Below are 13,208 nucleotides of genomic sequence, written 5' to 3'. Positions count from 1 at the left end.
GGCCCCGACCGTAGGCATGGCAGGGCGACACCGCACCCAAGTTGGCATCAATCACCCGTTTCGGGTGAGTCACGGGTGACTCCCGGGTGACTCCGGGGCGACCCCGGGTGCCGAGCGTCCGGCGGTGATGCACAGTGCAGTCAGGGGTGATCACCATGAGCACACGAGCCGACGCCGAACGACCCGTCCCCTCCCCCGCCTCGCGCGGCGGGCGCGAACGCCAGCCCGGGCGGCGTCGCCGGCACCGCTGGCGCCACCTGTTCCTCCCCCTCGTCCTCGCGGCGGCGTCGCTCGTCGCGGCCCCGGGTACCGCGAGCGCAGCGGTGCCGGACCGGTTCGTCATCGAGGGCTCGGGCTTCGGGCACGGGGTCGGGATGCCGCAGTACGGCGCCTACGAGATGTCCCGGCGGGGGCACTCCGCCGCCGGCATCCTCGCGCACTACTACCAGGGCACCGTGGCCAAACGGGTGAACACCAAGGCCCTGATCGACGTCCAGGTCTACGGGCCGGACCCGTACTCGTACGCGAGCTACGGCGACTCGGGCGCCACCAGGGTCACGGTGCACGGCGGCGGATGGCGGCTGCGCGCGGGCGAGCGGACCGTGGCCTTCGGCCCGGCGGGCACGCTGAACGTGTCCACGGCCAAGGGCGACGTGCTGGTGCGCACCCCGGACGGCGTGCTGCACCGGCACGACCAGCTCGTGCTGCAGTGGGCCGGGACGCCCTACTACAAGCCCGGCGCGAGCCCGGCGACGGCGAGCGTCAAGGGCGCGCACGGCTCCTACCGGTCCGGGCGGCTGCTGCTCAGCGCCTCCGAGGGGGTGCCGAACATCGTCAACCGGCTGCGGTTGAACACCGACTACCTGTACGGCGTCGCCGAGATGCCCTCGTCCTGGGGCTCCGCCGGCGGCCAGCAGGCGCTGCGCGCCCAGGCCGTGGTCGCCCGTTCCTACGCGGTGCTGGAGACGGGGCAGCGCAAGGCGGTCTGCCGCTGCCACGTCGTGGACGACATCCGCGACCAGCAGTTCTCCGGGTGGAAGAAGGCGTCGGGTGACGGCAGCACGTACTGGCGCAAGGCCGTCAGCTCCACGGCCCGCACGCTCACCCGGGCGAGCGTGCTGACCTACGGCGGCCGGCCGGTGGCCGCCCACTACTACTCGTCGAGCGGCGGGAGCAGCCGGTACGGCTGGCGGAGCGCGCGGTCCGAGGACGTCTGGTCGTCGGCCGTGCCCTACGAGCGGTCCGAGACGGACCCGTACTCGAAGGCGGCCCCCGGCAACGGCATGGTGCGGTGGGAGCGGGCGCTCAGCCAGGCCAGGGCGCAGCAGCTCTTCGGCCTGGACCGGGTCGCGTCGATCAAGGTGACGGACCGGTACTCGAGCGGTCAGGTCAAGCGGCTCGTGGCCACGTCGCCGAGCGGCGCCACCCGGAGCATCTCGGGCAAGGCCGACCAGATACGGTCACGCGTGGGCGTGAAGACCTCGGCGGGCAACGTGCCGTCGTCCTGGTTCACGAGCATCCGGCCGGGCTGAGCCCGGCCGGCTGCTCGGCCCGACCGGCCGCTCAGAGCGGGCGGGCGTCCGACTCCAGCAGCACCGGGATGCCGTCGCGCACGGGGTAGGCCAGCGGCCGCTCGGCGTCGGTCGAGTGCAGCTCCGGCTCGCCGCCGGGCCCGACGCCGTCCGTCAGGGTCGCCCCGGTCACGGGGCAGCGCAGGATCTCGCGCACCCACGGCTCCAGCGCCTCGGTCTTGGCAGTGCTCACGGTGTCTCTTCTCCCTCGCCCGGCTCGGCGGCCGGATCACGCACGAGCGACAGGACGTCGTCGCGCACCTTCTCCATGATGTCCTGGTCGGCGGCCTCGACGTTCAGCCGCAGCAGCGGCTCGGTGTTGGACGCGCGCAGGTTGAACCACCACTGCGGGTGCGACTCCCAGTGCGAGACCGTCACCCCGTCCAGCGTGTCCACCACGATCCCCGGGTACGCCGCCCGGTAGGCGTCCAGCACCCGCTCGGTCGCCGCGGCGGCGTCCGGCACCGTCGAGTTGATCTCGCCCGAGCCGACGTACGGCTCGAACATCTCGGCCAGCTCCGACATCGTGTGGTCCTGCGACCCGAGCGCGGCCAGCACGTGCAGCGCGGCCAGCATCCCGGTGTCCGCGAACCAGAACTCGCGGAAGTAGTAGTGCGCCGAGTGCTCCCCGCCGAACACCGCGTCGTGCTCCGCCATCTGCGCCTTGATGAACGAGTGCCCCACCCGGGTGCGCACGGTCTGAGCGCCCGCCGCGGACAGCAGGTCCGGGACCGCGTGGGAGGTGATCAGGTTGTGGATGACCGTCGGCGTGCGGCCCGCGGCCAGCTCCTTGGTCACCTCCGCGAGCCCGACCAGCGCCGTGATGGCCGACGGCGAGACGGCGCCGCCGCGCTCGTCCACCACGAAGCACCGGTCGGCGTCGCCGTCGAACGCGAGCCCCAGGTCCGCCTCGTTCGCCACGACCGCGGCCTGCAGGTCGATCAGGTTGGCCGGCTCCAGCGGGTTGGCCTCGTGGTTGGGGAACGTGCCGTCCAGCTCGAAGAACAGCGGCACCACCTCCAGCGGCAGCCCCGCCAGGCCCGCGGCGTCCCCCAGGACGGCGGGGACCGTCAGGCCGCCCATGCCGTTGCCCGCGTCCACGACCACCTTCAGCGGCCGCACCTGCGACAGGTCCACCAGCTCCCGCAGGAACCCCGCGTAGTCGGCGAGCACGTCCTGCTCGGTGACCCGGCCGGGCCCGGCCACCGGCTCCGGGAGCCCGCCGTCCAGGTAACCCTGCGCCAGCTCCCGGACCTGAGCCAGGCCGGTCTCCTGCCCCACCGGGCGCGCGCCGGAGCGGCACAGCTTGATGCCGTTGTAGCGCGCCGGGTTGTGGCTCGCGGTGAACATCGCGCCCGGCACGTCCAGCCGCCCCGACGCGAAGTAGAGCCCGTCGGTGGAGCACAGCCCGATCAGCGTCACGTCCACGCCCTGGTCGGTCACCCCCCGGGCGAACGCGTCCACCAGCTCCGGACCGGAGTCGCGCATGTCCCGGCCGATCACCATGGCGGGGCGGGCGGCCGGGTCGCCGCCGGCGCCGTCGTCGCCGTCCGTGGAGCCGGCCGCGGCGTCCGCGAGCACGACCACCCGGGCGAACGCGGCCCCCAGGGCCTGCGCCACGTGCGGGGAGAGCTGGTCGGGAACAACACCGCGTACGTCGTACGCCTTGACGAGGGTGCTCAGGTCGATGGCCACGCCGCCAGCCTACGGAACCCGGGCGGCCCACCGCGATCAGGGGTGCCCCCGATCTGCGGGTAGGGGTGCCCCGACCGCGGGCCGCCGCCGCGCGTCGCGGCACGTCGCCCACCTCGTCCCCGCACGGCGTCCCCGCATCCTGTCCAGGAACCGGATGTTTCGTACGGTTATCCTTGCGCGGTGCTTGCGATTGCCCAGTTCCACGCCCCGCTCCCGCTGACCAACACGATCCAGCGGTACGACTGGGGATCCGTCGACGCGATCCCGCACCTGCTCCGCGCGGAACCGGACGGTGAGCCGCAGGCGGAGATGTGGCTCGGCGCGCACACCAGCGCGCCGTCGGTCAGCGCGATCACGCGCGACGGCGAGGTCGACCACGTCGCCCTCGACCGCCTGGTCCGCGAGGCGCCCGTGCAGACGCTCGGCCACCGGGTCGCGGAGCAGTTCGGGCCGCGCCTGCCGTACCTGCTCAAGGTGCTGGCCGCCGGCAAGGCGCTGTCGCTGCAGGTGCACCCCTCGCCGCGGCAGGCCCGGGAGGGCTTCGCGCGCGAGAACAAGGCCGGGATGCCGCTGACCTCGCCGAAGCGGTCGTTCAAGGACGACCAGCACAAGCCCGAGATGATCGTCGCCCTCTCGCAGTTCGAGGGGCTGGCGGGCTTCCGCACGCCGCGCACCATCCTCGACGTGCTGGAGGGCCTGTCGGGTGAGATGGTCGCGAGCGTGCGGGCCGCCCTGCTGCACGACCGCAGCCACGACGGCATGCGCGAGGCGTTCAACCACCTGCTGTCCGCGCGCGCCGACGAGGCCTGCGCCGCCGACATCGAGGCGACCCTCGGCTCGGTCCGGGCCCGCCTGGCGGCCGGCTCCCCGTTCGAGCGCGCCGACCGCACGGTGATCGACCTCGCCGAGCAGCACCCCGGCGACCCGGGCGCCATCGCGTCCCTCATGCTCAACCGGTTCTCGCTGGAGCCGGGCGAGGCGGCGTTCACGCCCGCCGGCGTGGTGCACGCCTACCTGTCCGGCGTGGGCATCGAGATCATGGCCAGCTCCGACAACGTGCTCCGTGCGGGCCTGACCACCAAGCTCGTGGACGAGGAGAACCTCGTCGCGTGCACCGTGTTCGCCCCGCAGCAGCCGTCCGCCCCCGAGGTGACGACGGCGGGCAGCCGCGGGCAGGTGCACACCTACCGCGTCCCGGTCACGGAGTTCGCGCTGACCACGGCCGACGTCGACCCGGGCGAGCCCGTGGCGCTGCCCGCGACGGGGCCGCGCATCCTGCTGTGCCTGGACGGCGAGCTGGTGCTCACGGCGGACCGGTCCGAGGAGGGGCCGCAGCGCCTGGCCCAGGGCGAGTCGGTCTTCGTGCCGCACGACGCCGGCAACCTGGAGCTGACCGGAGCGGGCCACGCGGTCTGCGCCTGGGTCCCCTGATCCCCTTCCGCCGTTCCGTGTCAGACGTACAGGTCACTCCGGTGACCTGTACGTCTGACACGTGACGGGAGCTCAGGCGGAGTTGTCGTCGTCCGCGCGCAGGACCCGGAGGTGGCCGCGGCGCGCCGTCTCGGTCACCGTGGGCGGCTCTGCCGGACGGCGCCGGCGGCCGGCCTCGCGCACGGCGTCGGCCAGCGCGGACAGGTCGTCGGGGCTCGGCCCCGCGTCCTCGAACTCGGGCATGAGGCGCACCACCTCCCACCCGCGCGGCGCGGTCAGCCGTTCGGCGTGCTCCGCGCACAGGTCGTAGCTGTGGGGCTCGGCCAGGTGCGCCAGCGGACCCAAGACCGCGGTCGAGTCCGCGTACACGTACGTGAGCGTCGCCACGGCCGCATTGGTGCAGGCCGAGCGCGAACACTGTCTCACCGATCTCACGCGCCGAGACTACGCCGCTGACCGGGTAGGACGTGCCGAACACGCCGGGCATTCACGGGCGTAACGGCGGTGATCCGGCACCAATTCGTCCGGCGGCACGCGCGAGCAGCAGCCCCGCGCCCGCGAACGCCAGGTCGACCAGGGTCAGGACCACCCGGCTGACGAGCACCGCGAGCCCTGCGGCAGGCCCCGGCAGCACCCCGGCGAGCACCGCCGCGAGCACCACCTCCCGCACGCCCGCACCCGCCGGCGCGACCACGAACAGGAGTCCGGCGGTCCAGGCGAGCGCCCAGCCGCCCGTCGCCAGGGCGAACGTCCGGGCGGTCGGGGGCAGGCCCAGCCCCAGGCAGAGCACCCAGAGCTGCAGCCCCGCCACCAGCCAGCCGGCCACCGACCACCCGGCGGCGCGGCCCAGGCCGCCCCAGGTCATCGGCCGCTCGGGCGCGCCGCGCCGGGCGACCCGGAGGGCCAGCGCGATCAGGCGGTTCAGCACGGGCGGTGCGAGGACCACCACGACCGCGGGCGCGGCCCACACCACCCAGGACCACACGCCGAGCGCATCCGCGGAGAGGAGCGGGAGTGCCACCGCGCCCACCGCCGCGCCCGAGGCGACCGAGACCGCGACGGCCACCAGCATCGCGGCCGCCGACCGGGCGCGCGGCACGCCGTGCCCGGCGCCTACCTCGGCGGCGGCCACGACGTTCCACACCCCGCCCGGCACGTACTTGCCGAGCTGGCTGGTGCCGAACACCGCGACGGCGCCGCGCAGCGGCAGCGGCGAGCCCAGGTCGGCCAGGACCGCGCGCCACGCCAGCAGCGTGCACCACACGTACGCCACCCCGAGGACGACGACGACCGCCACCTCGGCCGCGGACAGCCCGGCCGCGGCCCGCACCAGCGCGTCGCGGTGGGCGACCACGTACCAGAGCGCGAGCGTCAGGGCGACGGCGAGAAAGCCCCACCGCACCCAGCGCGAGCGGACCATCGCGAGCGCACCCGGCCCTCCGGTCACAGCGCGCCCCGGCGCCGCAGCTCGGCCACCAGCGGCTCGGTCACCACCTGGGGCCGGATCCGGTCGCGGCCGCGCGCGGCCCGCTCCCGGGTGGCCGACAGCGCCGCCGGGTCGCCCAGGCCGACGAGCTCGGCCGCGAGCGCCGCGGCGTCGGCCGCCGGGACCAGCTCGACGCTCTCCCCGAGCGCGCGGCGCTGCGGCGGGGTGTCCGAGGTGACCACGACGCAGCCGGCCGCGAGGCCCTGGTACACCTTGTTGGGCACCACGCGCAGGCCCTTCGGGGTGTCGCTGAAGATGCCGAGGCAGACGTCGTGCGCGGCGACCAGGGCGGGCAGCTCGCCGGGCTCGACCCAGTCGTGCCAGGTCACGCCCGGCGTGCCCGCCAGGATCTCGCGGGTGCGGGGCAGGTCCTGGCCGGCGCCGACCATCGTGACGCGCAGGGGTGCGCCCGCCGCGACGGCGTCGCGCACCGCCTCGGCGATGACGGGCGCGCCCTGCAGCGGGGTGTACAGCCCGAAGAAGACGACGGACAGGTGGTGCTCGCCGCCCGGTCCGGACGCCGGCGCCGGCGGCGGGGTCTCCCCCGCCGTCCGCCACTCGTCCGGGGCGCCGACCAGCACGACCACGCCCTGGTCCGGGTCGGGGAGCATCCGCCGGTGCTCGTCGGTGTCGGTGACCACCACGTCGGCGCACGCGACGGCCAGCCGGTCGAGCCCGGTCAGCAGCCGGACGCGCAGGCCGGCGGCCCCGCGGTCGGCGGCGGTGTCCCCGGCGGAGACGAGGTGGTCGAGCACCACGACGGACCGCGGGAACAGGAGGCGGGCCAGGAGCACGTCGAAGTGGCCCAGGTACCCCACGAGCACCGCCTCGGGCCGGCCCTCCGCCCGCCGGTGCCGCACGGCGTCGCCGATCAGCGCGGCCCAGCACCGCAGCAGGCGGGCGGCGAGGACGGGCAGCCGCCAGGGCTGCTGCAGCATCCGGACCCGTTCGGCGGTGGAGAGGCCGAGGGGCCGGTTCAGCTCGGTGACCTTGACCCCGTGGGCGCGCAGCCCGGCGACCAGGACGGCGGTGCGCGGGTGTCGTGCGGCGTCGTACGTGCCGAAGGTGATCACTGCACGCCCGCGGGGACGTCCGCGAGTCCCGGCCCCACGGGCCGGGCCGGGCCGGCGGACCGGTCGACCGGCCCGGGCAGGTTGCCGCCCGAGGGCCGGCCGTTCTGCGGCGCGCCGGGCAGGGCGGGTCCCGCCGTCGTGCCGTACTGCACCTCCTTGAGTCGCTCCAGCGTCTCCTCGAGCAGCACGCGGTTGGTGCGCTGGAGGTCGGCCAGCACGAGCAGGGCGAAGCTGAGCAGCGCCCCGACCAGCGACGTCGCCCCGAGCACGATCGACTGGAGGTGCTGCCCCGCGGTTCCCGTGGCGAGGAGCAGCGCGTACCGGCCGAACGGGAGCGCGGCGCCGAGCGCGAACAGGAGCCCGAGCGTGACGAACACCGTGTGGGGCTTGAACATCACGTAGGACCGACTGATGGCCTGGGCCGACTTGGCGATGTGCTGCCACATGCTCGTGAAGAGCCGGGACTCGCGGGTCTTCGGGTTGGTGGTGACCGGCAGGCTCGCGATCCGCAGCCGCTTGTGCCCGGCCTGGATGATCGTCTCCATGCAGTAGCTGAACTGCGTGACGACGTTGAGCCGCAGCAGCGCCGCGCGCGAGTAGGCGCGGAACCCGCTCGCCGCGTCGGGCAGGTCGGTCCCGGCGGCGAAGTTCACCACCGCGCTGCCCGCCTGCTGCAGCAGCTTCTTGAGCGGGGAGAAGTGCGCGATGGTGGCGGTCTGCCGGTCGGCGATCACGATGTCGGCGTTCCCGAGGACCACGGGCAGCACCAGGTCGCCGATCCGTTCCTGCGGGTACTGGTTGTCGCCGTCGGTGTTCACCACGACGTCCGCGCCGTGCCGCAGCGCGTAGTCCACGCCGTCGCGGAACGACCGGGCCAGGCCCATGTTCCTCGTGTGCCGCACGAAGTGGCGCACGCCGAGGCGGCGCGCGACTTCCACGGTGTTGTCCGTGGACCCGTCGTCGACGACCAGGATCTCGATCTCGTCGACCCCCGGGATGCTGCGGGGGATCGTGGCAAGCACGTCAGGAAGGGTCTCTTCCTCGTTCAAGCAGGGAATCTGCACGAACAGCTTCATGGCCTGTGCTTTCGATGAGCAGTGTTCCGAGGAGCAGTGACTGTCGTCACGAGCGTAGGAGCGGCACATGACCAGGGCATGAACACTGGGTGCCGAGGAATGACTGTTACCCGGCCGTGACCGGGGGCACCCGGCCGGGGCAACCTGCCGTGGCTACCCTGCACGCGTGTCCAGACCCCGCGCGGTCCCCGGCGTCGTGTGGCTGATCGTGCTCCTGCACCTGGCCGTCATGCTCGCCCAGACCGCGGTCTTCCCCAACGTCCGCTCGCCCGACGAGCGCCAGCACGTGGACCTCGTGCTCCAGGTGCGGCAGGGCGACGCCTGGCCGTGGCCCGGCCCGGGCACCACGTACGTCACCCAGGGCGTGACGGCGGGCGGCTTCGTCGACGCCGACAGCCTGGACGGGCCCCAGCACCTCGCGGACCGCGACGACGTGCCGCCGCGCGGCGAGCGCCCGTCGTACCGGGCGGCCGGCGGCGGCGCCGCCCTGACGGCGCAGGGGCCCGACGGCCACGAGGCCCCGGTGTTCAACCAGCTCGTGCAGCACCCGCCGCTGTACTACCTGCTGGGCGCGGGCGTCGTGGGCCTGGTGCCCGGGTGGCAGGACGCCCCGCTGGACCAGGTCTGGCTGCTCCTGCGCTGGTGGAACGCGCTGCTCGCGCTCCCGCTGCCGCTGCTCCTGTTCGCGACGGCGCGCAGGCTGCGCCTCCCCGAACCCCTGCCGGTCGCGGCGGCCCTGGCCCCCCTCGCCGTCCCCGAGCTGACGCACCTCGAGTCCGCCGTCAACAACGACAACCTCCTGGTGATCCTCGGCGCGTGCGCCACGCTGCTGGTGACCCGCGTGCTCACGGGCGACCTCACCCGCCGCACGGCCCTGCTGCTCGGGCTCGTCTCGTCGCTCGCGCTGCTGACCAAGGGCTTCGCGCTGATGTTCCCCGCGTGGATCCTCCTGGCCTACCTCGTCGCCGCGTGGCGCTACCGCGGCCGCGTCCGGTCGGCCGCGACGTCGCTGCTGGTGGTCGCCGTCGTCACCGTGCCGGGGATCGCGTGGTGGGTGCGCAACGTGGTGGTCCACGGGATGCTCCAGCCGCACGGCACCCACGCCACCCCGCCCGACCTCACCCCCGTGCACGGCTGGTCCGACGGCGGCCTCACCTGGCTGGGGCGGTTCGCCGAGCGCATGGTCACGCTCTTCTTCGTCCAGGACCACGCCGCCGCCCGCGCGCACGACGCGTCCTGGTGGGCGGCGCGCGTGGCGCTCGTCCTCGTCGTCGCCGGGATCGCCGCCGCCCTGGCACGGCGGCCGGTGCCCCGCCTCGACGCGCTCGTGCTGCTGTTCCCCGTGCCCGCGCTGGCCGGGATCGTCGCCCGCGGGTCCTGGGAGCAGTTCGCCGCGTTCGGTGACCTCGGCGCCGCACAGCAGGGCCGCTACCTCTACACCGGCCTGGTCGGACTGCTGGTCGTCGCGCTCGCGGGCGCCGCCGTCCTGCGACCCCGGTGGCGACGGGCGGTGCCCACGGCGCTGCTGGTGCTCGCCGGGGGCATGCACCTGGCCTACCAGTACGACGTGTGGCGCCTGTACTGGTGGCCCGCGCACGGCCCCGGCGCGCTCGGCAGCGCGCTGGCCGCCGTCGGCCACTGGTACCCGTTCCCCGCCGCGGTGCTCGGCGCGGTGGCGGCCGCCGGGACGGCGCTCGCCGTGGCCGTCGCGGTCTCGGTCGCGCGGACCGCCGCCGCCCCGCCGCCGGACGACGCCGCCCGGCGGCGCGCGGCCGACGCCGACCCGGTGCCGGCCGCATGACCCGGCTGCGTGGGGAGCGGGCCGAACGCCTGGCCCTCCTGGTCGCGATGCTCTCCGGGATGCTCCTGTCCCTCACCGTCGCCCTCGCCGACGCGCCCTACGCGACCGGCGACGAGCCCCCGCACGTCGACTACGCCTACCAGGTGTGGCACGGCGCGCTGCCCGTCTTCGAGGACGGCCTCGCGCTGCGGCCCGACGGCGCGTGGCTCGCCCCCGTGCAGTGGACCGCCCAGCACCCGCCGCTGTACTACCTGCTGGTCGCCCCGCTCGTGGGCCCCCTGGCGGACGCCGGCCAGCCGGTCGCCGCCGTGTACGCGGCCCGCGGCGTGAACGTGCTGCTCAGCGGCGTCCTCGTGCTCGCGGCGTGGTGGAGCGCGCGCCGGCTGACCCGGCCCGGCAGCCCGCTGCCCCCGCTCGTCGCCTTCCTCGCGGGGGCCATGCCCGCCGCGGCGCACGTCGGCGGCAGCGCGTACAACGACCTGCTCGCCGCCACCGCCGTCACCGTCCTGTTCGGGCTGGCCGCGACGGCGGTCCGGCGCGGGCTCGACGCCCGGCTGATCGCCCTGCTGTCGCTGGTCGCGGCGACGTGCGCGCTGACCCGGCTGTCCGCCGCGCTCATCGCCGCCGTCGTCGCGGGCTTCGCCCTGGCCGCCGGGGCGGTGCGGGCCACGCAGGGCCGGGGCCGGTGGGCGCACGTCGGCGCGCTGGCGCTGGCCGGACCCGGCGCCGTGCTGGCCACGAGCGGCTGGTTCTACCTGCGCAACCTGGAGCTGACCGGCACGGTCACCGGCTCGCACTTCGACTGGGCGCTGGCCAACCAGAACCGGCAGGAGCGTCCCGTGTGGGCGGTGCTCGCCGACCCGGAGACCTGGACCCGCCTGCCCGACCTGTTCTGGTGGGCCGGGCGGCTGCCCCCGAACACGGCGCTCACGCTCACCACGATGGTGGTCACCGCCGGGCTGCTCGTCTGGACGCCCCTGGTGCTCGCGCTGGTCGCGGCGGCCCGTCTCCGCCGGGCGGCCGCCCGGGGCCTCACCTCCCCCGTGCCGCCGGACGGGCCGGACGGCGCGCCGGCCCACCGCACCGACCGGCTGCTGCTGCTCGCCCTGCCCGTCGCCGCCGTCGCGGTCTCGGTGACCGTGCAGGTCACGTATGCCGCCAGCAGCGGCGGCGTCTACCCGCGGTACCTGCTCGTGGTCTCGCTCCCGCTGTGCCTCGCGATCGCGGCGGGCCTGGCGGTGCGGTCCCGGCTGCTCGTCCCCGCCTGGACCGCCCTGACGGTGGCGGACCTGGCGGTCTGGCTCTCGGTCGAGCTCGTCACGCCCGCGCCGCCCGGCTACTACGCCGACCTGCCGCTGCCGGCCGCGGTCGTGGGCGTGCTCGCGGCCGGCGCGGTCGCCGTCTCGTCGACGCTCGCGCTGCGGGCGGTCCGGGACTCCGGGGCGACGCGCGCGAACCGGGCCGTGGCCACCACCGCGGCGATCGCCCCGGCCACGACCACGACGCCGACCGCCACGAGCTGAGCCCCGGTCAGGGGGCTCCACCCGGCCCAGCGGGCCGCGGCGTCGGCCACGGACTGCCCCGGGCCCTGGTAGAAACCCCAGAACCCGTAGGCGAGGCCGCCCGCGGAGACCAGGCCCGCCGCGACGACCACCCAGGGCGTGGCGCGGCGCAGGCGCGGACCGAGCAGGGCGAGCAGGCCCAGCGCCGTCCCGGCGCTCAGCGCCAGGAGGCCCGCGAACAGGTAGCGGCCCTGCACGGCGGAGATCCAGCCGTGGGCCGCGTAGTCGGGCCAGGCGTTGACCAGGACGCCGCACCACAGCGCCACCGGCTGCAGCACCAGGACGGCGGTGGCGCGCCGCGCGGGACCGCGCAGCACGGCCAGCGCGCAGAGCGCCGCGACGACGACCGCCGCCGTCCAGAAGACGGCGTCGGGCACGCGGACCTCCAGCCAGCCGAAGTTGCCGAAGAACGACCTGGTCACGCTGGTCACGACGGTCCGCAGGAAGTACCAGAGACCCCGGGGCTCCGCCTCGGGGAACCGGTCCGGGATGCCCACGGGCTGCACCGTGCCCAGCACCAGCAGGTTGCGCAGCCACCACCAGCCGCCGACGACGAACGCCGCGCCGCCCGCCAGCAGCGCACCGGCCGCACGCCGGACGCGCGGGCCGGACGCCAGGAGGTACGCGGCCACGACCACGGGCAGCGCGAACGCCGCCATCACCTTGGTGAGCAGCCCGAGGCCCACCGCCGCGCCGAGCGCGGCCGCCGTCCGCGGCCGCAGGTCGCCGGTGAGCACACGCACGCAGAGGTACCCGGTCGCCGCGCCGGTGAGCGTGACGAGGGCGTCGTTGGTGACGCTGCCCAGGATGTGCCCCACCTGCGGCACGAACAGCGTGAACGACGCCGCCACGAGCGCCGCCGCCCGCGACCGCGACAGCCGGCGCACCGCCGCGGCCGCCAGCAGCGGCAGGGGCGCCAGCAGGACGACGTCGAAGAGCCGCAGCGCCAGGAGCTGGAGGTCCCACCGCGCCTCGGCCAGGCCCGTGGCGCGCAGCACGCCGGCAGCCACCGCGTAGTACAGCGGCGGGTGCTGGGTCATCTGGTCCACGGCCGAGGTCGCGAGGTGCCGCGTGCTGGTGCCCGGCGGCACCGGGTGGGCCAGGGCGTTCGCGCCGGTCACCGTGCCCCGCTCGGCGTCCGGGGTGGGCGGCTCGCCGACGAACGCGGGGATGCCGTCGCGGTCGAGGTGCCGCCCGGGCACGTCGGTGTCCAGCGCGGCCTGGTCCCGCGCCGCGTCGACGGCGGGACCCACCAGCGCCTCGCCGGCGGGCGGCCAGCCGCCGCCGTACGCGAGGCGGAGCACGCTGTTGACGTGCTGCGGCTCGTCGGGGGCGCGGAACGCCGGGGTCAGCACCGCCCACAGCCCGCCGACCAGGACGACGAGCGCGGTGACCAGCACCAGGGCTCTGCGGTACGCCGCCTCGGCGGGATCGTCGCGCACGCCCACAGGATAGGGGTGCGAGGTGACGTGAGCCCCTCGTCGTGGCGATGACCGATCGCACCCCCGATCCG

10 protein-coding genes are annotated in these 13,208 nt (G+C 75.4%); 3 read left to right on the top strand and 7 right to left on the bottom strand.

What is annotated here, in order from left to right; all coding sequences use genetic code 11:
* Positions 1–155: 155 nt before the first annotated feature.
* Entirely contained in the window at positions 156–1,532 is a 1,377-nt protein-coding gene (locus tag QRN56_RS26040) for a SpoIID/LytB domain-containing protein (protein ID WP_285108207.1), read from the top strand.
* Positions 1,533–1,563: 31 nt separating this feature from the next.
* Here the strand turns inward: QRN56_RS26040 and QRN56_RS26035 are convergent, their stop codons facing one another.
* Complete coding sequence (locus tag QRN56_RS26035; protein ID WP_285108206.1) at positions 1,564–1,764, bottom strand: Trm112 family protein; 201 nt, start codon at positions 1,762–1,764, stop codon at positions 1,564–1,566.
* Positions 1,761–3,266, bottom strand: coding sequence for a phosphomannomutase/phosphoglucomutase (locus QRN56_RS26030; protein ID WP_285108204.1), 1,506 nt, complete (start codon positions 3,264–3,266; stop codon positions 1,761–1,763). The genes QRN56_RS26035 and QRN56_RS26030 overlap by 4 nt, the downstream gene beginning before the upstream one ends.
* Before the next feature lie 180 nt (positions 3,267–3,446).
* Here QRN56_RS26030 and manA point away from each other — a divergent pair, with 180 nt between their 5' ends.
* On the top strand, positions 3,447–4,697 hold the full coding sequence (manA, locus tag QRN56_RS26025; RefSeq protein WP_285108203.1) for a mannose-6-phosphate isomerase, class I: 1,251 nt from the start codon (positions 3,447–3,449) through the stop codon (positions 4,695–4,697).
* A gap of 72 nt (positions 4,698–4,769) precedes the next feature.
* Here manA and QRN56_RS26020 read toward each other — a convergent pair whose 3' ends face one another.
* From QRN56_RS26020 to QRN56_RS26005, 4 genes are read right to left on the bottom strand one after another with little or no spacing between them, the layout of a single operon-like run.
* On the bottom strand, positions 4,770–5,132 hold the full coding sequence (locus QRN56_RS26020; protein WP_026366101.1) for a DUF3499 domain-containing protein: 363 nt from the start codon (positions 5,130–5,132) through the stop codon (positions 4,770–4,772).
* A 52-nt stretch (positions 5,133–5,184) separates the two neighbouring features.
* Positions 5,185–6,144, bottom strand: a complete 960-nt coding sequence (locus QRN56_RS26015; RefSeq protein WP_285108201.1) for a lysylphosphatidylglycerol synthase domain-containing protein — start codon at positions 6,142–6,144, stop codon at positions 5,185–5,187.
* Entirely contained in the window at positions 6,141–7,256 is a 1,116-nt protein-coding gene (locus tag QRN56_RS26010; protein WP_285108199.1) for a glycosyltransferase, read from the bottom strand. Before QRN56_RS26010 ends, QRN56_RS26015 begins: the two co-directional genes overlap by 4 nt.
* Entirely contained in the window at positions 7,253–8,332 is a 1,080-nt protein-coding gene (locus QRN56_RS26005; protein ID WP_285108198.1) for a glycosyltransferase family 2 protein, read from the bottom strand. The genes QRN56_RS26010 and QRN56_RS26005 overlap by 4 nt, the downstream gene beginning before the upstream one ends.
* Before the next feature lie 166 nt (positions 8,333–8,498).
* Here QRN56_RS26005 and QRN56_RS26000 point away from each other — a divergent pair, with 166 nt between their 5' ends.
* Entirely contained in the window at positions 8,499–10,133 is a 1,635-nt protein-coding gene (locus QRN56_RS26000; RefSeq protein WP_285108196.1) for a glycosyltransferase family 39 protein, read from the top strand.
* A gap of 1,339 nt (positions 10,134–11,472) precedes the next feature.
* Here QRN56_RS26000 and QRN56_RS25995 read toward each other — a convergent pair.
* Entirely contained in the window at positions 11,473–13,137 is a 1,665-nt protein-coding gene (locus tag QRN56_RS25995) for a DUF2142 domain-containing protein (RefSeq protein WP_285108194.1), read from the bottom strand.
* Between the last annotated feature and the right edge of the window lie 71 nt (positions 13,138–13,208).

This window comes from Promicromonospora sp. MEB111 (genome assembly GCF_030209445.1).
Lineage (GTDB): Bacteria > Actinomycetota > Actinomycetes > Actinomycetales > Cellulomonadaceae > Promicromonospora.
This window is presented reverse-complemented; position numbering and strand designations above follow the sequence as displayed.